Raw genomic sequence first — 24,393 nt, 5'->3', positions numbered from 1 at the left:
CCGTCTCGCATTGGAGCCCGCGCCATGTCAGCCCCAGCCCGCCGTGCCCCCAGGGGCCTCGCCCTCTACGCGACCGTTCTGTGCCTGCTGGCCGTCGTCGCCGCCGTGGTCTCGTTCGCGAACGGCAAGTGGTTCGGCGTGCTGTGGGTGCTGGTGGCCGGTCTGACCTCCAACATGGCCTGGTACTACCACCGCCGCCGGCCGTCGTCCGCGCCGACAAAGAGCGCCGGCTGAGGACGGGCCGGCGGAAGGCCCAGGGTGCCTGAGGCCCAGGGGACCCAGGGGACCCGGGGGACCTAGGGGAGCAGTACGTTCTGGGGTTCGCCCTGCCAGAAGCGGAAGTACTCCAGGCCGAGGTAGGTCTCCAGCTCGGAGACGCCCATGCCGCGCAGGATGGTGTCGACGACGTCCCAGAAGACCTCGTTGACCTGGGGAATCCACAGGCATCCGAAGACGATGAGGAGCCCGAAGGGCGCGAAGGGCTCGGCCTGCCTGCGGGCGGCGGGGGAGAGCCAGGGTTCGATGACCCCGTAGCCGTCCAGCCCCGGCACGGGCAGCAGGTTCAGCAGCGCGGCCGTCACCTGGAGCAGGGCGAGGAACGCGAGGGCGCTGCGGAACGCGACGGGCACGTCGTGCACGCCGTGCAGCCAGAACGGCGCGGTGAGCACCCCGGCGAACAGGGCGTTGGCGGCCGGGCCCGAGGCGGAGATGAGGCTGTGCTTCCAGCGTCCGGTGATGCGGCCGCGTTCGATGTAGACCGCCCCGCCGGGGAGCCCGATGCCGCCGAGGATCACGAAAATCACGGGCAGCACGATGCTGAGCAGCGCGTGGGTGTAGCGCAGCGGGTTGAGGGTCAGGTAGCCCTTCGCGCCGACCGACACGTCTCCCGCGCCGAGTGCGGAGCGCGCGTGCGCGTACTCGTGGAGGCACAGGGAGACGATCCATCCGGCGACGACGAAGAAGAAGACGGAGACACCCGTCACGTCCGCCCAGCCGTACCAGACGGCCCAGCCGGAGACCGCCATGATCGCGACGAGCCCGAGGAAGACCGGGCTGATCCGGTGGTGTTCCGGATGGGAAGCTGCGCTGGTCATGGGCCCTGACCGTACCGGCAGGACGCGGGCCCCGCGAACCCCGCGCGCGGCGCCTTCCGCGCGACGCCGGGGCCCGGAGCCCGCGAGTGCCTCTCCCCGCGTCGCTCCGCGTGCCGCTCCTACGCGCGGACCGGGCCGTTCTCGCCGTGCGGGTGGGCCGCGCCCGTCGTGTCCGTGCCGCGTTCGCCCGTGGCGTCCGTGCCGCGCTCGTCCGGGAGGTGCGTGTGCCGCTCGCCCGGGGTGAGGGAGACCAGGACGACGCCGCCGATCAGGAGGGCCGCCGCTGCGGTGTCGGCGAGGGAGATGCCCTCGTGCAGCAGCAGGGCGGCGGAGGTCATGCCGAACACGGGGACCAGGAGGGAGAAGGGGGCGACCGCGGAGGCGTCGTAGCGGCGCAGCAGGTGGCCCCAGGCGCCGAAGCCGAACAGGGTGGCGGCCCAGGCGACGAAGCCGAGGGCGGCCAGCCCTGACGCATCCAGCGAGCGCAGGGCGGCCAGATCGGCCCAGGGCCCCTCGAACAGCAGCGAGAGCGCGATCAGCGGCAGCGGCGGCACGAGGCTGACCCACACCATCCAGGAGAGCGCGTCCTCGGGGGCGGCCTTGCGGGTCAGCACGTTGGCCACGCCCCAGGCGAACGCGGCGGCGACCACGAGCGCGAAGGCGCCGAGCGGTCCCGCGGTGCCCTGGCCGACGGCGGCGACGACGATGCCCGCGAGCGAGACGGCCATGCCGAGCAGCCGGATGCGGCCCAGTCGTTCGCCCAGCGTGGCGGCGGCGAGAACGGCTGTGAAGACGGCCTGGGACTGGAGGACGAGGGAGGACAGCCCGGCGGGCATGCCGCCTTCCATGCCGATGAAGAGCAGGCCGAACTTCGCCACTCCGAGCGACAGCCCGACGCCGATCACCCACCGCAGGGCGACGCGGGGGCGGCGGACGAAGAAGACGGCGGGCAGGGCGGCGAGGAGGAAGCGCAGCGCGGAGAACAGCAGCGGCGGGAAGTGCCGCAGGCCGACTTCGATGACGACGAAGTTGACGCCCCACAGGGCGGCGACCAGGACGGCGAGGGCGAGGTGGAGGGGAGACAGGCGCATGATCCGATCGTCACCGCACCGACCGTTCAGCACCAGCACGGCTTCCTGCATGGTTGGATTCAGCAATGCTGAACGGTCCGCGTGTACTGAACGGTCCGCGGTGGCGGGGGCGCTCAGCGGTACTGAAACAGCCAGCGGTACTCAACAGGCCGGTCGACAGGCCGGTCGACAGGCCGGTCGGAGCCCGGGAGGGTGCGTCATGCTCGATCTGTCCCGGCTGCGTGCGCTGCACGCCGTGCGGACACACGGCTCGGTCGGCGGCGCGGCGCAGGCCCTCGGGTACACCCCGTCGGCCGTCTCGCAGCAGATCGCCAAGCTGGAGCGGGAGACGGGCACGCGGCTGCTGGAGAGGCAGGGCCGCGGTATCGCCCTGACCGACGACGCGCTGATGCTCGTCCGCACGGCGGGCGAGATGCTCGCTCTCGCCGAGCGGGCCGAGGTGGCGCTGGAAGAGCGCAGGGGCCGCCCGGCGGGCCGGCTGCGGCTGGCGGCCTTCCCCAGCGGGGCGCGCGGCCTGATGCCCGGCGTCCTGGCCCGACTGTGTGCCGACCATCCCGCTCTCGATGTGCGGATGTCGGAGGTCGATCCGCATCTGTCGGTCGGCCTGGTGGCCCGCGGCGAGATCGATCTCGCGCTCGCCCACGACTGGGACGTGGCGCCCGCCTCGGCGCCCGAGGGGGTGCGCAGGACACCGCTGGGCGACGACCACTGCGACGTCCTCCTCCCGGCCGGGCACGAACTGGCCGGGCACGAGGTGACCGGGTACGAACCAGCGGCCTCCGAGCCGGCCGGGCGCGGGGCGCTGGTCACCGCCGACCTGGCGGGCCTGCGCTGGGTGTGCCAACCTCCCGGCACGGTCTGCCACGACTGGCTCCACACGACGCTGCGCGCCGCCGGACAGGAGCCTGACGTCGCCTACCAGGTCGCCGAGTTCGAGACCCAGGTCGCTCTCGTGGCGGCGGGCCTGGGGATCGCGCTCCTGCCGCGCCTGGGGCGCGGCCCGCTGCCGGAGGGCGTGGTGGTCCGCCGGCTGGAGCCGACGCCCACCCGCCACCTGTTCGCGCTCACCCGCGCCGGTGTGTCCCACCGCCCGGCGATCCGGGCCGCACTGGCCGCGCTGCGGCGGGCGGCCGCGGGCGGCGGCGCGGACGCTGCCGTGAGCCGCCGTGCGGCCGCCTCGGTGGGCCGTGAGGGTGGTGTCGGCTCGCCGGGTGGGTGACCCGTGGGAGGAGGCGTCCCGGCGGGGGAATGTCGCAGCCCTCTCACATGTGCGCCCCGCGCGGCAGCGCGCGGGGACGCGCATGCCCCGAAGCGCGCCAGGGTGGCGCAGCGGGCAGGGCAGGCCGAAAGGACAGTTCCATGACGAAGTGGAAGGCGGCGCGCCGCGCGCGGGCGCTGACGGTGGTCGCGGCGGCGGTGACCTCTCTGGTGGGCGTACTGCCGGCGGCGGCGTCGTCGGCGGCCGACGACGGGCCCGGCGCTGACAGCCGCCTGCCGCACCGCGGCTACGTGTGTGACCGGGTGGAGCACGACCGGGGTGCGGGCGTGGGCAGCGGCGACTGCCGCGCGGTGCGTACGCCTCGCCACGGCCACGTCCGCGACGCTTTCGTCATCGAGAGCCGCCGCACGCACTACCGGGTGGTCTGCACGAGCAAGCGGGGGCACGTCTCCGGTTACGCGAATCTGCCCAAGTGGGTGCGCGGAGCCAGCTGCCACCGCGCCTGAGACGGCGCCTCGACGGTAAGCCGCCTGCCGCAGACCGCCTGAACAGACCGCCTGCCGCAACCCGGTCGACGTGCACCGGTCGACGCGGCCCGGTCGCCCCAGGCCGGACGCCCCAGGCCGCTTGCCGCACCCGCGGGCGCCACGCCCGCGGGCCGCGGCAAGCGGCCCGCGCCGCTGTGGCGACGGCAGCCGTCGCGGTGCTGGCACCGCTGCCGCGCTCAGCCCGACCGGGCCTGCCGTGTCCTGGACCGGTTGGCCTTGCGGATGGCCTCTTCCAGCTCCGGCTTCGTCATCCGCGACCGGCCCTCCACGCCAAGCCGCTTGGCCACGTCGTACAAGTGCTGTTTCGGTGCGCCCTCGTCCACGCCCTGTCCGCTGCGTCCGCCCCGGCCGCGCGGGAGTGCGGACTGCGGGTCGGACGGCCCCTTGCGGGCGCCCTTCTTGCGCTCCCAGTGGTCGCCGACCTTCTCGTGCGTGTGTTTCAGCGCGCCGTACGCCGTCTGGTGGGCGCGCCGCCCCTCGCCGTACTCCTTGACGGCCGAGTCGTGCGCCTTCGACCAGGTGCGCCGGGCGCTGTCGGGAGAACGGCGGAGCGTCGAGGGCAGCTCCTCGCGAGCGGGCATCCGGGGTACCTCCGCTGACGGTGCGCGTGCCTGTGCCGACCGCCGAGTGCCCTGCCGCACACCAGGCAAAACCGCCCGTACGACCTCGCCGGGCCGCCGCGGTGGCACAGGCTCCCGGGGCGAGGCGCGTCCCTCGGGAAGGGGCCGAGAGGAGCCCGGTGTGCCAGGCACACGGCTGCCGCCGGAGCCCCGCCCGCCCGGTGGCAGTATGTGGGGGTGCGCTACCGCTACCGCGTTCTGGGTACCACGCAGGTTCTCCGCGAGGACGGCACGGCCGTGCCGGTCGGCGGGGCGCGGCTGCGTGCGCTGCTGACCGCGCTGGCCCTGGGTGGAGGACGCGCCGTACGGACCGGGCAACTGGCCGCCGCCGTGTGGGCTCAGGACGAGGACGCGCCCGCGGACGAGACGGCCGCCGTACAGGCGCTGGTGGGCAGGGCGCGCAGGGCGTTGGGCCGGGACGCCCTCGCCTCGGTGGAGGGCGGCTACCGGCTGGCGGTGGCGCGCGACGACATCGATCTCTTCCGGTTCGAACGGCTGGCCGACGAGGGCGCGAAGGCGCTCGCGGACGGTGATCCGGTCAAGGCCACGGCGTTGCTCGACGACGCCCTCGCGCTGTGCCGGGGCCCCGCGCTGGCCGACCTGCCCGACGGGGGCGGGCCCGCCGCGGTGCGGGCGGCGGACCGCGAACTGACCGCGCGCCGCGACGGGATGCGGGCCGCGCTCGCCCTCGGCCGTGCCGAGGCGGTGCTGCCCGGTGCGCGCGAGCTGGCCGCCGCGCACCCCCTCGACGAGTCCCTCCAGGCCGTGTTGGTGCGCGCCTTGCACGGAGCGGGCCGCACCGCCGAGGCGCTGGCCGCGTACGAGACCGTCCGCGCCAGGATCGCCGACCGTCTGGGCGCCGACCCCGGCGCCGAACTCCGCGCGCTGCACGCGAGGTTGCTGGCCGCCGACGACCCCGTGCCGCAGTCGCCCTCCCCGCTCTCCCCTCCCCGCCCGCCGTCCCCGTCTTCCGCGCCGTCTCCGTCCTCCGCGCGCGCCGGCGCCGTCCGGCCCGTCGGCAACCTGCGGGCCGGGCTGACCTCCTTCGTCGGGCGGGAGGAGGAGATCGGCGCGCTCGGCAAGGAGCTCGGCGGCGCGCGGCTGGTGACGCTCACCGGGCCCGGCGGCGCCGGGAAGACCCGTCTGTCGCTGGAGACGGCGGCGCGCACCGGTGCGGAGCATGGCGGCCCCGCTTGCCAGGACGGCGCGTGGAAGGACGGCGTGTGGGTGGCCGAACTGGCGTCCGTACGGGGGCGGACCGGGCCCGCCGAGGTCGCCGAGGCCGTCCTGACCGCGCTCGGCGGCCGGGAGACCCTGCTGATCGGCTCCACCGCGGAGAGCCTGCACGCGGCGAGTGACCCCACGGCCGGCGACCCGGTGGCCCAGCTCGTCGAGCACTGCGCGGCGCGCCGCATGCTGCTGGTGCTGGACAACTGCGAGCACGTCATCGACGCGGCCGCGCGAGTCGTCGAGACGCTGCTCGTGGAGTGCCCAGGGGTGACCGTCCTCGCCACCAGCCGCGAACCGCTGGGCGTACCAGGGGAGTCGGTGCGGCCCGTGGGTCCGCTGCCCGAGCCCGTCGCGCTGCGGCTGCTGGCCGACCGGGGCGCCCGCGCACGTGCGGGGTTCCGCACGGACGAGGACCCCGAGGCGTGCGCGGAGATCTGCCACCGCCTCGACGGGCTGCCGCTGGCGATCGAGCTGGCAGCGGCCAGGCTGCGCTCGCTCACCCCCGGGCAGCTCGCCCGGCGCCTCGATGACCGGTTCCGGCTGCTGACCAGCGGCAGCCGTACCGTACGTGCACGGCAGCAGACCCTGCGGGCGGTCGTCGACTGGTCGTGGGAGCTGCTGGAGGAGCCGGAGCGCACGGTGCTGCTGCGGCTGTCGGTCTTCGCAGGCGGCTGCGGGCTGGAGCAGGTCGAGGAGGTGTGCGCGGCAGCGGGGGAGGGCGACGCGGGCGCCGGCTTTGTCGACACCACCGCGCTCCTGAGTTCCCTTGTCGACAAGTCGTTGGTGGTGGCCGAGCCCGGCGACGGCCGCACGGCCGGGATGCGCTACCGGCTGCTGGAGACCGTCGCGGAGTACGCCGCCGAGAAGCTCGACGCGCTGCCCGGCGAGCGGGAGCGTGCCGAGGCCCGCCACCTGGTCGCCTACCGCGAGCTGGCCCGCACCGCGGACCCGCTGCTGCGCGGGCCCCGGCAGGCCGTCTGGCTGGACCGGCTGGAGCGCGAGCACGACAACATCCGCACCGCGCTGCGCCGTGCCGTCGCCGCGGGCGAGGAGCAGGAGGCGCTGTGCCTGGTCCTGTCCATGGGCTGGTTCTGGCAGCTGCGCGGGCACCGCGCCGACGCCCTCGTCTGGGGTGAGGCGGCCCTGCGTCTGGGACCCGCGCCCTTCGCGGAGCAGCGCCCGGTGCCGCCGCTGTACGAGTCGGCCACCCACCACCCGCCGCCCATGAGCGAGGAACAGTTGTGGGAGGCCAGACGCGGGGTGCGGCTGATGGTCCTGGCCGACGCCGAGGAGGACGTCGAGCGGTTGCGGAGCCCCGAGCGGCAGGCCGAACTGGCCACCGTCATGCGCTCCTACACCCCCGGGATGCCCCAGGTCTGCCGTATCCCCGGCTGCATGTGGATGTTCGCCTGGCTCCACAGCGGCAACTACGACGCCCTCCACGACCTGACCGACGCACAGGTCCAGGGCTGCCGCGACCTGGGCTACGAGTGGGAGCTGGGCTTCGCGCTCCAGTTGCGCTCCAAGATCGGAGCGGACGTCCCCGACGCGTGGGACCAGACCGGCGTCGACGCGGACGAGAGCCTGGAGATCTTCCGCAGGCTCGGGGACGCCTGGGGAGAAGCCGAAGCGCTCGCGGGCCGGTGTGAAGCGCTCAGCGCGCGCGGCGAGTTCGCGCGCGCGGCGGCCGACTGCAGACTGGCCATCGCCCGCGCCCAGGAGCTGGGCGCGCACAGCCAGGTGCCGCGGCTGAAGTCCCGGCTCGGCTCCGTGCTCGTGGAGCTGGCGGACCCGGAGTCGGTCGCCGAGGGCAACCATCTGATGCGGGAGGCGACCGAGGAGGCCGAGCGCGCCGGAGGGGACGGTCCCAACTTCGCGTCGATCCAGCTGGCGGCCCACCTGATCCGCACGGGAGAGCCGGACGCGGGCCGAGCGCTGCTGGAGCCGCTGGAGCGGGAGTTCGCCGACAGGGTGCCGCAGCTCTTCGCGGGGATGGTGCAGGGCATGCTCGCCTGGTCGCACGTCGTGGCGGGGAGGCCAGGCGAGGCGCTGGCCAAGCTCCGGGTGTCCATCGGCAGGACCCGCGAGGCGATGGCGGACGTGGTCAGTCCGCAGCTGACCCAAAGTCAGCTCGTCACGGCCGTACGGGCGCTGGCCGCGCTCGGGCGGGGAGCCGAGGCGGGGCGGCTGCTGGGTGCCGCCGACACGCTGACCACCCGGCCGAGCGGGCCCTTTCTTCCGCCGGTCGAGCGCGAGGCGCGCCAGGCCGCCGAGGAGGCGGTGCGCGCCGTGCTGTCGCCTCGTGCGTACGCCGAGGCCCACAGCGAGGGCGGCGGCCTCACCATCGAGGAGGCCGTCGCCCTGGTCCAGGGGGCCTGAGCACGGGCGGGTGCCTGACGGAGGGCGCCGCCAGGCACCGCCTCAGACCTTCTTCCGGAACTTCGCGATGGCGAACGGTGCCGTGACGACGGTGAGCCCCACCGCCCAGATCACCGTCCACATCACGGGGCCGGCCACCGCGCCCTGGCCCAGCATCAGCCCGCGGGCGGAGTCGGCGACGTGTGTCAGCGGGTTGACCTTGGTGAACGCCTCAAGCCAGCCGGGCATCGTGTCCGTCGAGACGAACACCGAGGAGCCGAACTGCAACGGCATCAGCACCAGGAACGAGATGCCCTGGACGGCCTGCGCCGTCTCCATCGACAGCCCGACCAGAATGAAGATCCACAGCAGGGACGCGCCGAACAGCGCCGTCAGGCCGACGGCCCCCAGCATCCCCAGCCAGTGGCCGTTCAGGTCGAACCCGCACAGCAGGCCCACGGCCAGCAGCACGACGATGGCCACCAGCATGCGGCCGACCTCGACCAGCGACTTGGCTATCAGCACGGAGGAGCGGGCGATCGGCATGGACCGGAAGCGGTCCATCACGCCCTTGCGGAAGTCCTCGTTGATGCCCGTGCCCACCGCCATCGCGATGGACATGCTCATCATGCCCATCATCCCGGGGATCAGATACTGCACGTACTGGTCCCTGCTGGCGCCGCCGCCTCCGCCGCCGATCGCGCCGCCGAAGACGTAGACGAACAGCAGTGTGAAGACGATGGGCATCAGCAGGGCGTCCATCATCGACTCCGGGTCCTGCTTGATCTGCAGGGCGCACCGGCGCACGAGCGCGCCGATGTGCCGCAGATTGGCGCGCAGCCCGATCCGTCCGTCGTCCGCTCCCGGCTTCATTGGCGCCTGACCCTCGCCCGGCGCCGGCGGGGTCTTCCCCGACGCGGGGGCCTTGATGGTGGCGGTACTCACGCCGCGACCTCCTCGAGTGCGTTCTCGTCGTCCTTGTGGGTGGCCTTCTGGCCGGTGAGCGCCAGGAACACCTCGTCCAGGCTGGGCAGGTGGGTGGCGATGTCGGCGAGCGCGAAACCGCGCGCCCCCAGCAGCCCCACCACGGCGGTCAGCTGTTCGTCGCTGACGATCGGGACGCTCACCACGCCCTGGGCCTCGTCGGCCGTGGCACCCGCCACCCCGTCCAGACCCGCCTGCGCGAGGGCGCCGACCATCCGCGTCAGCTCGCCCGGGTCGCCGGGACGGATCTCCAGCGTGCGGCCGCCCACCTTCGCCTTCAGCTCGGGCACCCGGCCCTCGGCGATGACCCGGCCGCGGTCGACCACCGTCAGCTCGCTGGCGAGCTGCTCGGCCTCCTCCATGTACTGCGTCGTGAGCAGCACCGTGTTGCCCTCGGCCACGATGTTCTGCACCTCTTCCCACACCTCGTTACGGGTGCGCGGGTCCAGCCCGGTGGTGGGCTCGTCGAGGTAGAGCACCTTCGGGCGGCCGATCATGGAAGCGGCCAGGTCGAGCCTGCGGCGCATGCCGCCGCTGTACTTGCTCGCCGGGCGCCGGGCCGCCTCGGTGAGGGAGAACCGCTCCAGCAGCTCGTCGGCGCGCTTACGCGCCTCGGAGCGGGGCAGATCGAGCAGGCGCCCGATCATGTAGAGGTTCTCCCAACCCGACAGCTTCTCGTCCACCGAGGCGTACTGCCCGGTGAGGCCGATCGTGCGGCGCAGTTGGCGGGGCTGGCGCACCACGTCGTACCCCGCGACCACCGCCGTGCCGGCGTCCGGCGGCAACAGCGTGGACAGCATCCGCACCAGCGTCGTCTTGCCCGCCCCGTTCGGGCCGAGGACACCCATGACCGTGCCCTCGCGCACGTCGAGGTTGATCCCGTCGACGGCCTTCGTCTCCCCGAAGTGCTTGACCAGTCCGCGGACCTCGACCGCGTTCGTCGTCTTCTCGCTCGTCATGCCTGTCAAGATGCCAGGTGCCACCGACAAACCACCGACACGCCGCCGACAGCCCGGCCCGGGGCGCTGTCGGTTGCCGCCCGCCCGCCACCGGGAGGCGGCGGACGGGCGGGAGACGGCGGGGTTGAAGGGTCACTCGTAGGAGTGCTCGGCTGCCGGGAACGCCCCGGAGACGACGTCCTCGGCGTAGGCGCGCGCGGCGTCGCTGAGCGCGCCCCGCACGTCGGCGTACCGCTTCACGAAGCGGGGCAGCTTGCCGGGCGTGAGACCTGCCATGTCGGTCCACACCAGGACCTGCGCGTCGCAGTCGGCCCCCGCGCCGATGCCGACGGTGGGCACCTGCAACGCCCGGGTGACCTGTGCGGCGACGGACGCGGGCACCATCTCCAGGACGACGGCGAAGGCCCCGGCGTCCTGGACGGCCTTGGCGTCCCGCATCAGCTGGTCCGCCGCCTCCTCGCCGCGGCCCTGTACCCGGTAGCCCATGGCGTGCACGGACTGGGGGGTCAGTCCGATGTGCGCCATCACGGGGATGCCGGAGCGCACGAGGAGCCCGATCTGGTCGGCGGAGCGCTCGCCGCCCTCCAGCTTCACGGCGCCTGCCCCGGCTTCCTTGACCAGCCGGGTGGCGCTGCGCAGGGCTTGGACCTCGCCCTCCTGGTACGAGCCGAACGGCAGGTCGGCGACGACGAGGGCCCGGCTGGTGCCGCGGACGACGGCGGCGGTCAGCAGGGTCATCTGGTCGAGGGTGACGGGGACGGTCGTCTCGTAGCCGAGGTGGCAGTTGCCGGCCGAGTCGCCGACGAGCAGCACGGGGATGCCGGCCTCGTCGAGGACCGAGGCGGTCATCGCGTCGTACGCGGTGAGCATCGGCCACCTCTCGCCCCGCTCCTTGGCGAGTGCGAGGTCGCGCACGGTCACACGGCGATTCCGGGTTCCCCCGTAGAGCGTTTGTGGCATGGCTCTGTCTCCAAAATGTCGTCTCGAAGCGCCCTGACGGCGTCTCCGGATCAGGGCCCATGCTGGCACGCACCCGGCGGCCCCGGTAGGGGTGCGCCACCTCGGCGGACCGGGGGCTCAGGCCGTCTGCCCCTGCGCGCGCAGCCGCGTACGCTCTGCGTGTGCGGCCGGATGCGCTCTGCGTGTGCGGCCGCGTACGCTCTGCGTGCGGAGCCGGGTGCGCTCCGCGTGCGCAGCCGTGTACCTTTCTGCATGCGCAGTCGGTGGGACGGGCGTTGTGTCACAGCCGCGAAACCGCCTCGACCAGCCGGAACCCGGCAGGCCCCTCCCCTCGTCCTCCCAGCAGACTCTCCACCCAACCCACCGGGTTCCGGGCGACCCCACCGGTTTCTGGGCGAAAACAGCAGTTGGACCGAAGCGTTTAACTGGTCGAGAACCGGCATCACCTATCGTTCATCGGGCACCAGCACAGGCAAGTGAGGACGGCGGATGGCGCGCGCGTACACGTCGGAGGCCACGCACAGCGAGGAAGGCGACCGGCGGGCGGGACTGTTCTCCCGGCTCGCACGGCGGCCGGACGGCCGCCAGGGCCGGGGCTTTCCCGGCTGGTCGGGACCGGGCAAGTGGCGGCGCGGCTGGGTGCCGGCGGCGCTCGCGGTCGTCCTCGCCCTGGTGTTCCTCCTGCACGCGGAGATCCCCAACTCCATCGGCAACATCGGTTCGCTGTGGGAGACGTTCCTGCCCTGGGGCGGCCTGGGAATCGCCGTGCTGCTCATCGTGGGGGTGCTGCGCCGATCGGCCACCGCGCTGCTCGCCCTGGTGCTGCCCTCGCTCGTGTGGCTGAACCTGTTCGGCGGCGTCTTCGGTGACAAGTCGACCAGCGCGGCGGGTGATCTGACGGTCGTCACCCACAACGTCAACGCGGACAACCCCGATCCCCGGGGCACGGCCAGGAAGCTGGCCGCCTCCGGCGCGGACGTCATCGCGCTGGAGGAGGTCTCCCGCACGCAGGCCGCCTCGTACGAGGAGGGCCTGGACAAGTCCCACCCGTACCACAAGCTCACCGGCACGGTCGGGATCTGGAGCAAGTACCCGCTGACCGACACCCGGCCCATCGACCTCAAGATGGGCTGGCCCCGTGCCATGCGCGCCACCGTCAAGACGCCCAAGGGGGACGTGGCCGTCTACGCGGCGCATCTGCCGTCCGTGCGCGTGCAGTTCCGCGCGGGCTTCACGGCCGGGCAGCGGGACGGCAGCGCCAACGCGCTCGGTGACGCGCTCTCCGACGACCCGGCGGACAACGTGGTCCTCCTCGGCGACCTGAACGGCACCATGAACGACCGTGCGCTCGCCCCCATCACCTCGCAGCTGCGCTCCGCGCAGGGCGCGGCGGGCGACGGGTTCGGCTTCAGCTGGCCCGCCTCGTTCCCGATGGCGCGGATCGACCAGATCATGGTCAAGGGCCCGGATCCGGTCTCCGCGTGGACCCTGCCGTCCACCGGCAGCGATCACCTGCCGATCGGGGCGAAGCTGAACCTCGCCGGGTGAGCACGGGCGCCCACCCCGCGTGCACGCGTTCGCGACAGCGCGCTCGCGACAGTGCGCTCGCGACAGGAGGGCGCCGGGCAGGGGCCGCGGCCGGTTTCGCCTGCCCTTAACGCCGTGTTTTGCGCCGCGGAACATCTGGCTGCGAGACTTTGTTCTTCGGCAAAACATTCAGTGCCGGCACACCCCGCAGGGCGCCCAGCGCCGCGCCGCCCTGCCTGGCTCGCGCGTGCCCGCGCACCCCCTGATCGTTCCGTCTAGCTCGACATAGCTCGAAATTCTCCCGAAAGGTTCTTACCGCATGCCTCTGGCTCTGCTCGCACTCGCTGTGGGCGCCTTCGGGATCGGCACCACCGAGTTCGTGATGATGGGCCTGCTGCCGAACGTCGCCGACGATCTCGGCACGTCCGTACCGACCGCCGGTTACCTGGTCTCCGCCTACGCGCTCGGCGTCGTCCTCGGCGCCCCGCTGCTCACCGCCGTCGGCGCGCGCGTCCCGCGCAAGCTGATGCTGCTGCTGTTGATGGCCCTGTTCACGCTCGGCAACCTCGCCTCGGCCCTCGCGCCCGGCTTCGGCACCCTGCTGGCGGGGCGGGTGCTGGCCGGGCTGCCGCACGGCGCCTTCTTCGGTGTCGGCGCCGTGGTCGCCGCGCGCCTGGTGCGCGAGGGCCGGGCCGCCCGCGCCGTGGCCACGATGTTCCTCGGGCTGACCGTCGCGAACATCGTCGGCGTCCCCGGCGGTACCGCGCTGGGCCAGCAGCTGGGCTGGCGCGCCACCTTCGTGGTCGTCACCCTCATCGGCCTGGTCGCGATGGTCTCCCTCGCCCTGCTGGTGCCGCGCCTGCCTCTGGAGCACCAGGGCGGGGTCCGGCACGAGCTGCGTGCCCTGGGCAACCGCCAGGTCGTCCTCGGGCTGCTGACCGCCGTCTTCGGCTTCGGCGGCGTCTTCGCCGTCTACAGCTACCTCGCCTCGATGATGACGGAGGTCACCGGGCTGGCCGAGTCGTCCGTGACGTGGGTGCTCGCCCTCTTCGGCATCGGCATGACGCTCGGCACGCTCGTCGCGGGGCCGCTGACCGACCGGGCACCGCGCCGCACCCTGTACGCGGCGCTGGGGCTGATGGCCGTCATCATGGTGGTCTTCCACTTCGCGGCGCCGGTGAAGTGGGCGGCCCTGTTGCTGGTGGGGCTGCTGGGCGCCGTCGGCTTCCTGATCACCACGCCCGTCCAGATGCTGGTGATGCGCGCCGCCTCGAACGCGCCCACGCTGGCCTCGGCGTCGAACCACTCGGCGTTCAACCTCGCCAACGCGGGCGGTGCCTGGCTCGGCGGTGTCGTCATCGCGGCGGGCTGGGGCTGGATGTCGCCGACCCTCGTCGGCGCGGTCCTCGCCCTGGCGGGTCTGGCGATCGCGCTCATGGCGGGCGCCGCGGCCCGCGGCGAGTCGCGGGTGGTGGCCCGCGCGGGCGAGCACCCTGTGGAGGTCCACTCGGGCAGCTGAGGCGTGCACCCCGTGAACGCCCCGCCGTGCGCGCTGCGCCGCGGGGCGTTCGCGTGCGCTCCGCCAACTCCGCCATGGGACGTCCGCGCGTACTCGGCCGTGCGGCTGCGTACCGCGCCGTCTGTGTACGCGGCCGTGCGGCTGTGTACTCCGCCGTGGGGTTGCGTACCACCCGTGGGGCGTTCGGGTATCCGGTGACGGATGTGAAGCATGTGTGACCTGAGTCACGGGTTATGCCGCTGGCAGGCACCCCCGTCGCTGCATACGCTCTTCGACAGCACCACGGGGGTCGCCAACTACACCGCGCGAACAGCGAGTTGAGGCGTCGCGTCGGGTTCGTCGGACAGACGTGCCCGCCGCCGTTTCGGCGCGTCCTCCCGTGGGGTCCGTCCGTGTTTCCAGGGAGGAACCCGCATGAGATCCCGTTCGGTCCGTCTCGCCGTCACCGCCTCAGCCGTCGCACTGCTCGGCGGCCTCGCCGCCGCGGCCCCGGCCGCCGCCGCGCCGCAGCACACCACGGCCGGCACGTCCTCCGTCGGGCAGGCCGCCGCCTGGGAGTTCGTGGCCTGGTACCCCAACAAGACGCAGTGCCAGACCGGTGGCGCCTACTACCAGCGCCACGGCTACAGCAACTACATCTGCCAGCTGGACCCGATGCGCGGCTGGGCGCTGATGGTCCAGGAGTGACCTCCCGGTAGCCGGAAGGCCGGGCCCGTCCGCCGCACGGCGGGCGGGCCCCACTTCTCAGCCCTCCCGCCAGCCGTTCGTGATCGGCAGACGGCGGTCCTTGCCGAAGCCCTTGGGGGAGATCTTGGTGCCCGGCGGGTACTGGCGGCGCTTGTACTCCGCGCGGTCGGTCATCCGCAGCACGCGGCGCACCGTCTCCGCGTCGAAGCCCGCCGCGACGATGTCGGCGGCGCCCTGGTCCCCGTCGACGTACCGCTTCAGGATGCCGTCGAGCACGTCGTAGTCGGGCAGCGAGTCCGTGTCGACCTGGCCGGGCGCCAGCTCGGCGCTGGGCGGCTTGGTGATCGAGCGCTCCGGGATGGGCGGGGTCTCGCCGCGCTCCCGGGCCGCGCGGTTGCGCCAGGTGGCCAGGCGGAAGATGTTCGTCTTGTAGACGTCCTTGATCGGGCCGTAGGCGCCGACCGAGTCGCCGTAGAGCGTCGAGTAGCCCACCGCGAGCTCCGACTTGTTGCCCGGGGCCAGCACGATGTGGCCCTCCTGGTTGGAGAGCGCCATCAGCAGGGTGCCGCGCAGCCGGGACTGGAGGTTCTCCTCGGCGACGCCCGTCAGTTCGAGGGAGCCCATGTACGCGGCGAACATCGGCTCGATCTCGACGGTGCGGAAGTTGCAGCCCGTGCGCTCGGCCAGCTCGGCGGCGTCCTCCTTGGAGTGCTCGGATGAGTAGCGGGAGGGCATGGCGACGCCGTGGACGTTCTCGGCGCCCACCGCGTCGCAGGCCACAGCGGCGGTCAGCGCGGAGTCGATGCCGCCGGACAGCCCGATCAGCACCGAACGGAAGCCGTTCTTGGCGGCGTAGGCGCGCAGGCCGACGACGAGCGCCGTGTAGATCTCCTCGTCGTCCTCCATGCGCGGCGCCTCGCTGCCGGTGGCCTCCGGCTCGTACGCCGCGAGCGGCTCGGCGGTCAGCACCCGGTGCTCGACGCGCAGCCCGTCGTCCACGGTCCCCGAGGGCGGCGTGGCGGCGGCAGCGGGCAGCTCCAGGTCCAGGACGACGCAACCGGGCTCGAACTGGGGAGCCCGGGCGAGGACCCGGCCTTCCGCGTCGACCACGATCGAGTCGCCGTCGAAGACCAGCTCGTCCTGGCCGCCGGTCTTCGCCAGGTAGGCGGTGGTGCAGCCCGCTTCCCGCGCGCGCGTGCGGACCAGCTCCAGACGGGTGTCGTCCTTGTCCCGCTCGTACGGCGAGGCGTTGACGGACAGCAGCAGCCCGGCGCCCGCGCTGCGCGCGGCCGGCACCCGGCCACCCTCCTGCCACAGGTCCTCGCAGATGGCGAGGGCCACGTCGACGCCGTGGACGCGGATGACGGGCATCGTGTCGCCCGGCACGAAGTAGCGGAATTCGTCGAAGACGCCGTAGTTCGGCAGGTGATGCTTGGCGAACGTCAAGACGATCTCGCCGCGGTGCAGCACCGCGGCCGCGTTCTGCGGCGCCCCGGCGGGCTGCCCGTAGCGGGACTGCCCCTGTGCGCAGCGGTCGAGGTAGCCGACGACGACCGGCACCTCGCCCAGCCCCTCGTCGGCCAGCCGCCGCGCGAGGTCGCGCACCGCGGTGCGTGACGCGTCGACGAACGACCGGCGCAGCGCCAGGTCCTCGACCGGGTAGCCGGTCAGCATCATCTCCGGGAAGGCCACCAGGTGGGCGCCCTGTTCGACGGAGTGCCGGGTCCAGCGGAGGACGGCCGCGGCATTGCCCTCCAGGTCGCCGACGGTGGAGTCGATCTGATTCAGCGCGAGACGTAGTTGAGCCACGGGCCCGAGTGTAATCGTCGGGCTGACGTTTAGGGGCGGGCCCCCGACCGGCCGTCCGGCGCCCGCCCCAGGTGCTCACTTACGGTAGCCGAGTACCGTCATCATGCCCGCCTCACCGTGGTAGACGTTGTGGCAGTGGACCATCCACAGGCCCGGGTTGTCGGCGTCGAAGTCCACCTCCAGCGTCCTGCCGGGAAGCACGATGGAGGTGTCCTTGCGCGGACCTCCGTCCGGCAGGGCGAACGTGTGGCCGTGCAGGTGCATGGGGTGCCACATGTCCGTGGTGTTCACGAACCGCAGCCGCACCCGCTCGCCCGCCGTGACGGGATGGCGCTGCTTCGGGTCGTACCTCTCGCCGTTGATGCCCCAGTCGTACTGCGCCATGGAGCCCGTCAGCTTGAAGGTGACCGTACGGTCGGGCCTGCCCGCCTCCAGGCGGACCGGGCCTGCGGCCCTGAGCTTGTCGGCGGTCAGCAGCGTGCCGTCCAGCTCCCCGGGGCGGGCCTTCGGTGACGGCGTGGCGCCGCCGCCGGTGCGCAGCAGCGCACGGCCCTGCGCCTTCTTGCCCTCGGCCAGCGCCGTGAGCGGGAAGACGCCGTCCTCGACGGTGACGAGCACGTCGTAGCGCTCGCCCATGCCCAGCAGCAGCGCGTCCGTGGTGGCGTGCTCGACCGGGTAGCCGTCGGTGTGGGTGACGGTCATGCGGTGGCCGCCGAGCGCGACGCGGAAGGCCGTGTCGCCGCCCGCGTTGACCAGCCGGATCCGCACCCGGTCGCCCGGCCGCGCCCGGAAGCTCTCCGGATCGTGCGGGGTGCGGCCGTTCACCAGGTAGTACGGGTACTTCACGTCGCCCGCGTCGCCGCCCAGCAGCTCACTCGTGGCCCCCATCATCATCCGCGAGGGCCCCTTGTCCCCACTGTCCCCCTTCCCCGCCGGACGGGAGCCACCGCCCGTCCCGTGCATGCCGTGACCACCGGACGAGCTCGAACCGTCCTTGCCGCCGTCGCCCTTGTCCGTACCGCCCTTGTCCATGCCGCCGTGGTCCGTGCCGCTGTCGCCGTGGTCCATGCCCTTGCTCAGCTCGGCCAGGACGCCGTCCGGAGTGGAGCCCTCGACGCCGTCCACCCAGTCGTCGAGGACGACCACCCACTCCTTGTCGTACTCCAGCGGTTCCTTGGGGTCCTCCACGATCAGCGGCGCGTACAGCCCCCGGTCCTGCTGGACACCCGAGTGCGGATGGAACCAGTACGTGCCCGGGTGGGCGACGGCGAAGCGGTAGGTGAACTCGGCGCCCGGCTTGATCTCCCGCTGGGTGAGCGCGGGCACCCCGTCCATGTCGTTGCGCAGCGCCAGCCCGTGCCAGTGCAGGGACGTCGCCTCCGGCAGGTGGTTGGCGAGTGTCAGCGCGAGCGTGCTGCCCGCGGTGATCCGCACCTCCTTGCCGGGTGCTTGGTCGCCGTACGCCCAGGTGGGAACGGTCGTGCCGGTGCCCAGCTCCAGACGGGTGGGGGTGGCGGTGAGCCGCACCTTCTCGGTACGGCCCTTCGGGCGGTCGGCCTCGGCGGCGCGTACCTCGGCTCCGTCGGGCTCGACGTAGCGGTGTCCGCCGCCCGCGCTGTCGGCGCTCCGGGGCTCGGAACAGGCCGCCAGCAGACCGCCGGCGGTGAGGGCCGCACCGGTGCCGAGCACGGTGCGACGGGTGGGAAGGGAACGCATGGGGATACCTCGCGTGGTCGTCTCCTGATGTCGTACCTGGACACACGCACGCCCGCGCGCGCCCGCGGCGCGCATCGTTCGGGCCCCGCGGGCAGCCGGTGGCTTGCCTCGGGGTGAGTGGGCGGCGTGCGGGCCCTGTCAGGTCCGCAGGATCGACAACCGTGCGAGACGGACGGCGGTTCTGGGCGGCGGCAGCGGCCACAGGGTGCGCAGCAGCCGGGTGCGGTACGCGGCGGCGAGATCCGCCACTCGGCGCCGCCGCAGCACCAGCAGGACGAGCAGGCCCAGCAGCGCGACGGCCGACCACACGCCCAGGACGGCGAGGCACACGGAGGTGGGGTCCATCCCGGTGCCGTGGCCGTCGCCGTGCCCGGCGCCGTGCCCTCCCGGTTGGGGCGGCGCGGCGGCGTGCGCGGCGTGCGCCGCCTGGTCGATGGACGCGTTCTGGCCGGCGGGCGCGCTGTCCGCGCCGGGCACGGCCTGGGCGACGGGCATGGCGTATCCGGGCGGCCCGGCGGCCTCGGCCGGTGCCGTCGGGGTCACGTCGCCGCCCCGTGCCGTCGAGGCCGCTACTGCGGCCGTCGGTGCGGCCGTCGGTGCGGCCGACGCCGGCTCGGGTGAGGGGTGGCCGAGGGTGTGCATGGTGACCAGGCCCAGGAGCAGGGCGGCGAGCAGCAGCGCGCGGGCGCACCAGGGGGTGCGGGGGTGGCGCGTGAACTGCTCCGTCGGCATAGCGCCCACCCTAACCAGATGCCCTGGCGGGGTATGCGTGGACTCCCCGGGGCCGGTTTCCGAAGGGTTCCTCTCTATTTGGCGCGGTGCTGGCGGGGTTCGGTCATTGACGTGAACTCGCCACCGAGCTGAGGATGCCCAGCATGTTGGAGGCTCTGGATCTCGACCCGGTCGAGCAGCAGGTCTACGAGGCGCTGGTGGACGGCGCCGTGACCGTCGGCGAGCTGCGCACCGCCGCGGGGCTGAGCGCCGCCCGCGTCCGTGCGGCGCTCACCGCGCTGGAGAAGCTCAACCTGGTCGGGCGGTTCGCCGCCGACCGGGGCCAGGGCGAGGCGCGCTACCTTCCGGTGGCGCCCGAGATCGCCTTCGAGTCGCTGCTGCTCGCCCGGGAGGAGGAGATCCACAGGACCCGCCGCCACATCCAGCATCTGGCGGCGCGGTTCCGCGCCAACGCGCCGGGCCGCGACCCGCTGGACCTGGTGGAGATCGTCACCGGGCGGGCGGCCGTCATCCGCCAGGTGGACCAGCTCCAGCGCAGCGCACGCGCCCAGATACGGGGCATCGACCGGCCGCCGTACGCCAACAGCGATCCGGACCGCCTCGATCCGAAGACCGGCATGATGCCGGTCCAGGCGCAGATGCTGCGCCGTGGCGTCGGCTACCGCGTCATCTACGACACCGACGGGCTGGCCGCCTCCCACCGGTTCGAGGGGGACATCGGTGCGGCGGCCCGGCTGGGGGAGGACGCCCGCGTGATGGCCGACACCCCGACGAAGATGCTGATCGCGGACGATCACATCGCGTTGATCCCGCTGCGGGCCGCGCCCCACGAACTGGCCAGCAGCGTCGTCGTCCACCCCTCCGGGCTGCTGGAGGTGCTGTGCGAGTTCTTCGAGGTGCTGTGGGGCAGAGCACTGCCGATCTCGGAGTACCTGGCGGGGCGGCGTCCCGGCGCGCCCGACGGGCCGAGCCACGAGGAGGCCAGGCTGCTGGCGCTGCTGACGACGGGCATGACCGACCAGGTGATGGCGCGGCAACTCGGCATCAGCTACCGCACCTTCCAGCGGCGGCTGCACGGCTTGATGGAACGCCTGGGTGCCACGACCCGCTTCCAGCTCGGCATGCGCGCGGCGAGCCTCGGCTGGGTGCCGCAGACGCCGAGCGCGGCGGGGCGCGGCGAGGCGGGCACCGCCCACGAGCCGGCCAACTGAGCGGTCCCGCGGGGGCGGTGCGGAGTGGCGAGGGCGAACGCCGTAAACGTGCGGTCCGGCCGGGGGCGTGCGCCGGCTGACCGAGCCGCGAAGAATGACCGCCGGTACGGCAATTGACCCTTCGTCGGTCCGGGCAAGCCACCTCTTGTCCCGCCAATGACAATGCGCCTAGCGTGCCGAACGCGCACCCCACAGGCGCACCCCCCCACACGAGGAGGAACCCTCCCCATGGCAGTGACGCGCAAGAAGGTTGCTCTCGGCATATCCGCGGCGGTCGCGGCCGCCGCCATCGGTACCGTCACGGCGCTTCCCGCCAGCGCGGCCCCGGAGGCACCGGCCACCGGAACGGTCGTGGGCGCCAAGTCGGCACACGCCGTCAAGGGCAGCTACATCGTCACGATGAAGAAGTCGGCGGTCAGCACCAAGTCCGCCGCCGCCAAGGGCAAGACGGTCATCGCCGACCACGGCGGCAAGGTCCGCAGAACCTTCACCAAGGCCCTCAACGGCTACTCGGCGAAGATGTCCGCGAGCGAGGCCAAGGAGCTGGCCGCCGACCCGGCGGTCGACAAGGTCTTCGCCAACCAGAAGCACACCGTCAGTGCCGAGCAGGCCAACCCGCCCAACTGGGGCCTGGACCGCATCGACACGCCCGAGCTGAACCTCGACGACAAGTACGTCTACCCGGACAGCGCCGGCGAGGGCGTGACCGCCTACATCATCGACACCGGTGTCCGCACCACGCACAAGGACTTCGGCGGCCGCGCCACCAGCGGCTTCGACGCGGTCGACGGTGACGACGACGCCTCCGACGGCAACGGACACGGCACGCACGTCGCCAGCACGGTGGCGGGCGAGGCGCACGGCGTCGCCAAGAAGGCCGACGTGGTGGCCGTCCGCGTCCTGGACGACAACGGCTCGGGCACCACCGAGCAGGTCGTCTCCGGTATCGACTGGGTGACCAAGAACGCCAAGTCCCCCTCGGTCGCCAACATGTCGCTGGGCGGCGGCGCCGACGAGGCGCTCGACACGGCGGTGCAGAACTCCATCAAGGCGGGCGTCACCTTCGCGGTGGCCGCCGGCAACGAGTCCTCGGACGCGGGCAACAACTCGCCCGCCCGCGTGCCGGAAGCCATCACCGTCGGTGCCACCGACGACACCGACGCGCAGGCCGACTTCTCCAACTACGGCAAGGTCGTCGACCTGTACGCGCCCGGCGTGGACATCACCGCCGCCTGGAACACCGGTGACGACGCCACCGACACCATCTCCGGTACCTCCATGGCCTCCCCGCACGTCGCGGGCGCCGCGGCGGTCTACCTGTCCGGACACTCGGACGCCACCCCGGAGGCCGTCTCCAAGGCGCTGACGGACGGCGCCGCCAAGGACGTCGTCGGCAACCCGGGCGAGGGCTCGCCCAACCTGCTCCTCAACGTCGTCGAGTGACACCCGGGGTGCCACGCGAGTGACACCCGCCACCCAGTTCGCTGGGTAACCCCCCACCTTCCGCGGCCCGGTGTGCCCCACACACACCGGGCCGCGGTCGTTTCTCATCCGGGCGGAAGGCCGCTTCCGCCGGCGGCGGAAGCGTGTGCGTCGAGGCGGCGGGCCAGGGCGCGCACCAGGTCGCGCAGGGCGGCGGGGCGTTCGATGACGAACGGGCGGTCCACGGCGGCGAGCACGGCCGGAACCCACTCCAGCCGCTCGGCGCTCAGCCGCACCCGCACCCATCCGGTGTCTCCGTCGGCCTCGTCGGCCTCGTCGGCCTCGTCGGCCCCGTTGGCCCCGTCGGCTCCGGTCGCCATCGGGGTCACCGTGGCGATCGCGGCCGGCAGGTGGCGGCGGAGGTGCGGGACGTCGGCGCGGACGCGCACCACCACCTCGTGGGCCCAGGGCGTGCGCGCGATGCCGTCGAGCACGGTGGCCACCGGGTCGAAACCCGCAGGGACGTCGAACGAACCTGACCGCACGGACAGCGCGACGATCCGGTCCAGCCGGAAGGTACGCACCTCGCCGTCCCCGGCGGTCTGGTCGGCGGCCCCCTGGTCGGCGGCCGTCAGGTACCAGCGCCCGGAATGCGCCACGAGACCGTACGGCAGCACCGTGCGGTCGCTTGCGCGCCCCTTCCGGTCGCTGTAGGTGAGCGCCACGGGACGCTGGTGGCGCGCGGCCTCGGCGAGTTCGAGCAGCACCTCCGCCTCCGGCGCTGCGGCGGGGCGGGGCCGTTCCGTGAAGCCGACGGTCTGAAGCAGTGCCTCCAGACGCTGCCCCAGACGCCGGGGCAGCACCCGTCGCAGCTTCGCCGCCGCGCTCTCGCTCGCCGCCACGTCACTGGCGAACAGTCCGGCCCTGCGGCCCGCCAACAGGCCCAGCGCCACGGCCAGAGCCTCCTCCTCGGTGAACATCAGCGGCGGCATCCGGTAACCGGGCGCGAGCCGGTAGCCACCGTGGCGGCCGCGCACCGCGTCGACGGGCACGCCGAGGTCCAGCAGGTGGCCGACGTAGCGGCGGACGGTGCGCTCGTCCACGCCGAGGCGGGCGGCCAGATCGGGAACGGTGCGCAGGCCGCCGCCCTGGAGGATCTCCAGCAGGGCGAGCACCCGGGCGGTCGAGGTCGGCATGCGGAAAGTGTCTCGCGGATACCGGGCGGATTCTGCCCGGTATCGCCCGTAGCGTGCGAGACGCCCCGCCTCCCCGGGGTCCTCAGCCCGTACGAAAGGCCACCCTCATGAACTGCGTCTCCCTCCGGATGATCACCGACGACGTCGCGCGCCTCGTCGCCTTCTACGAGCAGGTCACCGCCCTGGCGGCGAGGTGGGCGACGCCCGACTTCGCCGAGCTGGTCACACCGTCCTGCACGCTCGCCCTCGCGAGCACCCGCACCCTGGCGCTGTTCGGCGAGGACGTCGCCCGCCCCGCCGCCAACCACTCGGTGATCATCGAGTTCCGCGTCGACGACGTCGACGCGGAGTACCGGCGCGTGTCCTCGCTGGACTGCGCGATCGTCCAGGAGCCGACGACGATGCCGTGGGGCAACCGCTCCCTGCTCTTCCGCGACCCGGACGGCAACCTCGTCAACTTCTTCACCCCCGTCACCGAGGACGCGCTGCGCAGGCAGGAGCGCTGAGGCGGCGGGAGCTCACGCGGGGTGCGCGAGGGGGCTCACTCGAACGTGAGCTCCGCCGACCGGCTCGGGACCGCGTCCAGCGTGGCGAGCGTCGCGTCATCGAGGGCGAGCGTGCCCGCGGCGACGTTCGCCTCCAGGTGCGCGGCGTCGGCCGTCCCCGGGATGAGCAGCGTGTGCGGCGCGTGGTGCAGCAGCCAGGCCAGCCCGACCTGCGACGGGGTGGCGCCCAGTGCCTGAGCCGCGGCGAGGACGGCGGGCTCGTCGGTCACCTTCGGCATGCCGGGGAACGCGCTGCCGAGCGGGAAGTACGGCACCCAGGCGATGCCCTCGGCCAGACAGGTCCTGAGCATGTCCTCATCGCCGCGCGAGACGAGGCTGTAGCTGTTCTGTACGCACACCAGGCCCACCGGGAGCGCCCGGCGCAACTCCTCGGGGCCGACGTTGCTGATCCCGAGCCCGCCGATCTTGCCCTCGTCGCGCAGGGCCGTCAGCACGGCGAGCTGATCGTCGATGTCGACGATCTGCTCGCCCTCGGCGCGCAGCCCCGGACCGGTCTCCGCGCGGCGCAGGTTGACCACGGGAAGCTGCTCCAGGCCGAGCGCGTCGAGGTTGGCCTCGACCTCGGCCCGCAGCTCCTCGGGCCGCTGTGCCAGCCGCAGCGGGAAGCGGCCGCCGGGGTTGGCGGTGGCACCGACCTTGCTGACGACGAGCACGCCGTCCTCGGGACGGAGCGCCTCGCGGAGGAGGCCGTTGACGAAGCCGTTCCCGTAGAACTGGGCGGTGTCGACGTGGTCCATACCCAGCTCGACCGCGCGGCGCAGGATCGCCAGAGCCGAGGCGCGGTCGCCGTGCAGGCGTTCGAGCTGCATGGCGCCGTAGCCGACGCGGGAGACGGTACGGCCGGCGAGCCGGCCGGGGCCTCCGGCGCGGGGGACGCCGGCGGCCGTGGTGGGGTCGGACGAGGGGGTCGAGGGCGTCGAGGGTGTCGAGGAGGTCGTCATGAGG

At 73.3% G+C, this 24,393-nt stretch carries 21 protein-coding genes; 10 read left to right on the top strand and 11 right to left on the bottom strand.

The window, feature by feature from the left end:
- The first annotated feature begins 24 nt into the window (after nucleotides 1-24).
- A complete protein-coding gene (locus tag MMF93_RS09505; protein ID WP_242750755.1) occupies nucleotides 25-234 on the top strand; it encodes a hypothetical protein in 210 nt (69 codons plus the stop codon).
- 62 nt (nucleotides 235-296) lie between these two features.
- Here the strand turns inward: MMF93_RS09505 and MMF93_RS09500 are convergent, their stop codons facing one another.
- Nucleotides 297-1,094 carry a site-2 protease family protein gene (locus MMF93_RS09500; protein ID WP_242750754.1) on the bottom strand — a complete coding sequence of 266 codons (798 nt, stop codon included), beginning with the start codon at nucleotides 1,092-1,094 and terminating at the stop codon, nucleotides 297-299.
- A gap of 119 nt (nucleotides 1,095-1,213) precedes the next feature.
- Nucleotides 1,214-2,179, bottom strand: coding sequence for an EamA family transporter (locus MMF93_RS09495; RefSeq protein ID WP_242757408.1), 966 nt, complete (start codon nucleotides 2,177-2,179; stop codon nucleotides 1,214-1,216).
- A 205-nt stretch (nucleotides 2,180-2,384) separates the two neighbouring features.
- On the opposite strand from MMF93_RS09495, the gene MMF93_RS09490 reads away from it, so the two are divergent.
- Both MMF93_RS09490 and MMF93_RS09485 read left to right on the top strand, forming a co-directional pair.
- On the top strand, nucleotides 2,385-3,404 hold the full coding sequence (locus MMF93_RS09490) for a LysR family transcriptional regulator (protein WP_242750753.1): 1,020 nt from the start codon (nucleotides 2,385-2,387) through the stop codon (nucleotides 3,402-3,404).
- Nucleotides 3,405-3,544: 140 nt separating this feature from the next.
- Nucleotides 3,545-3,910 (top strand): hypothetical protein, encoded by a 366-nt coding sequence (locus MMF93_RS09485; protein WP_242750752.1) that lies wholly within the window; start codon nucleotides 3,545-3,547, stop codon nucleotides 3,908-3,910.
- Between the two features lie 218 nt (nucleotides 3,911-4,128).
- Here MMF93_RS09485 and MMF93_RS09480 read toward each other — a convergent pair whose 3' ends face one another.
- The gene (locus MMF93_RS09480) at nucleotides 4,129-4,533 is read right to left on the bottom strand and encodes a ChaB family protein (RefSeq protein WP_242750751.1); all 405 of its coding nucleotides are present in this window, start codon (nucleotides 4,531-4,533) and stop codon (nucleotides 4,129-4,131) included.
- A 210-nt stretch (nucleotides 4,534-4,743) separates the two neighbouring features.
- Here MMF93_RS09480 and MMF93_RS09475 point away from each other — a divergent pair, with 210 nt between their 5' ends.
- On the top strand, nucleotides 4,744-8,181 hold the full coding sequence (locus MMF93_RS09475) for an AfsR/SARP family transcriptional regulator (RefSeq protein WP_242750750.1): 3,438 nt from the start codon (nucleotides 4,744-4,746) through the stop codon (nucleotides 8,179-8,181).
- A 42-nt stretch (nucleotides 8,182-8,223) separates the two neighbouring features.
- On the opposite strand, the gene MMF93_RS09470 is transcribed toward MMF93_RS09475, so the two are convergent.
- The 3 genes from MMF93_RS09470 to panB form a co-directional block, all read right to left on the bottom strand.
- Nucleotides 8,224-9,105: an ABC transporter permease gene (locus MMF93_RS09470; RefSeq protein ID WP_423835386.1), complete on the bottom strand. Its 882-nt coding sequence runs from the start codon at nucleotides 9,103-9,105 to the stop codon at nucleotides 8,224-8,226.
- Nucleotides 9,102-10,103, bottom strand: coding sequence for an ATP-binding cassette domain-containing protein (locus MMF93_RS09465; RefSeq protein WP_242750749.1), 1,002 nt, complete (start codon nucleotides 10,101-10,103; stop codon nucleotides 9,102-9,104). The genes MMF93_RS09470 and MMF93_RS09465 overlap by 4 nt, the downstream gene beginning before the upstream one ends.
- A gap of 132 nt (nucleotides 10,104-10,235) precedes the next feature.
- A complete protein-coding gene (panB, locus tag MMF93_RS09460; RefSeq protein WP_242750748.1) occupies nucleotides 10,236-11,063 on the bottom strand; it encodes a 3-methyl-2-oxobutanoate hydroxymethyltransferase in 828 nt (275 codons plus the stop codon).
- Between the two features lie 489 nt (nucleotides 11,064-11,552).
- Here panB and MMF93_RS09455 point away from each other — a divergent pair, with 489 nt between their 5' ends.
- From MMF93_RS09455 to MMF93_RS09445, 3 genes are all read left to right on the top strand, one after another.
- A complete protein-coding gene (locus MMF93_RS09455) occupies nucleotides 11,553-12,611 on the top strand; it encodes an endonuclease/exonuclease/phosphatase family protein (RefSeq protein ID WP_242750747.1) in 1,059 nt (352 codons plus the stop codon).
- 298 nt (nucleotides 12,612-12,909) lie between these two features.
- Complete coding sequence (locus MMF93_RS09450; RefSeq protein ID WP_242750746.1) at nucleotides 12,910-14,109, top strand: MFS transporter; 1,200 nt, start codon at nucleotides 12,910-12,912, stop codon at nucleotides 14,107-14,109.
- Nucleotides 14,110-14,523: 414 nt separating this feature from the next.
- Nucleotides 14,524-14,796: a hypothetical protein gene (locus tag MMF93_RS09445; protein WP_242750745.1), complete on the top strand. Its 273-nt coding sequence runs from the start codon at nucleotides 14,524-14,526 to the stop codon at nucleotides 14,794-14,796.
- A gap of 57 nt (nucleotides 14,797-14,853) precedes the next feature.
- Here the strand turns inward: MMF93_RS09445 and MMF93_RS09440 are convergent, their stop codons facing one another.
- From MMF93_RS09440 to MMF93_RS09430, 3 genes are all read right to left on the bottom strand, one after another.
- A complete protein-coding gene (locus MMF93_RS09440; protein ID WP_242750744.1) occupies nucleotides 14,854-16,605 on the bottom strand; it encodes an NAD+ synthase in 1,752 nt (583 codons plus the stop codon).
- Nucleotides 16,606-16,680: 75 nt separating this feature from the next.
- The gene (locus tag MMF93_RS09435; RefSeq protein WP_242750743.1) at nucleotides 16,681-18,321 is read right to left on the bottom strand and encodes a multicopper oxidase family protein; all 1,641 of its coding nucleotides are present in this window, start codon (nucleotides 18,319-18,321) and stop codon (nucleotides 16,681-16,683) included.
- Between the two features lie 138 nt (nucleotides 18,322-18,459).
- On the bottom strand, nucleotides 18,460-19,053 hold the full coding sequence (locus tag MMF93_RS09430; RefSeq protein ID WP_242750742.1) for a hypothetical protein: 594 nt from the start codon (nucleotides 19,051-19,053) through the stop codon (nucleotides 18,460-18,462).
- 134 nt (nucleotides 19,054-19,187) lie between these two features.
- Between MMF93_RS09430 and MMF93_RS09425 the strand changes: the two genes are divergently transcribed.
- Nucleotides 19,188-20,264, top strand: a complete 1,077-nt coding sequence (locus MMF93_RS09425) for a helix-turn-helix transcriptional regulator (protein WP_242750741.1) — start codon at nucleotides 19,188-19,190, stop codon at nucleotides 20,262-20,264.
- Nucleotides 20,265-20,492: 228 nt separating this feature from the next.
- Entirely contained in the window at nucleotides 20,493-21,707 is a 1,215-nt protein-coding gene (locus tag MMF93_RS09420) for a S8 family peptidase (protein WP_242750740.1), read from the top strand.
- A gap of 104 nt (nucleotides 21,708-21,811) precedes the next feature.
- Here the strand turns inward: MMF93_RS09420 and MMF93_RS09415 are convergent, their stop codons facing one another.
- Nucleotides 21,812-22,882, bottom strand: a complete 1,071-nt coding sequence (locus tag MMF93_RS09415) for a helix-turn-helix transcriptional regulator (protein ID WP_242750739.1) — start codon at nucleotides 22,880-22,882, stop codon at nucleotides 21,812-21,814.
- Between the two features lie 107 nt (nucleotides 22,883-22,989).
- Between MMF93_RS09415 and MMF93_RS09410 the strand changes: the two genes are divergently transcribed.
- Nucleotides 22,990-23,388, top strand: coding sequence for a VOC family protein (locus MMF93_RS09410; RefSeq protein WP_242750738.1), 399 nt, complete (start codon nucleotides 22,990-22,992; stop codon nucleotides 23,386-23,388).
- Nucleotides 23,389-23,423: 35 nt separating this feature from the next.
- Here MMF93_RS09410 and MMF93_RS09405 read toward each other — a convergent pair whose 3' ends face one another.
- The gene (locus tag MMF93_RS09405; protein WP_242750737.1) at nucleotides 23,424-24,389 is read right to left on the bottom strand and encodes an aldo/keto reductase; all 966 of its coding nucleotides are present in this window, start codon (nucleotides 24,387-24,389) and stop codon (nucleotides 23,424-23,426) included.
- Nucleotides 24,390-24,393 lie beyond the last annotated feature (4 nt).

Origin of the sequence: Streptomyces tubbatahanensis (assembly GCF_022699385.1) — a bacterium.
Classification (GTDB): Bacteria; Actinomycetota; Actinomycetes; order Streptomycetales; family Streptomycetaceae; genus Streptomyces; species Streptomyces diacarni.
Note: the sequence above shows the minus strand (reverse complement) of the source record. Positions and strands in the feature narration are given on the sequence as shown.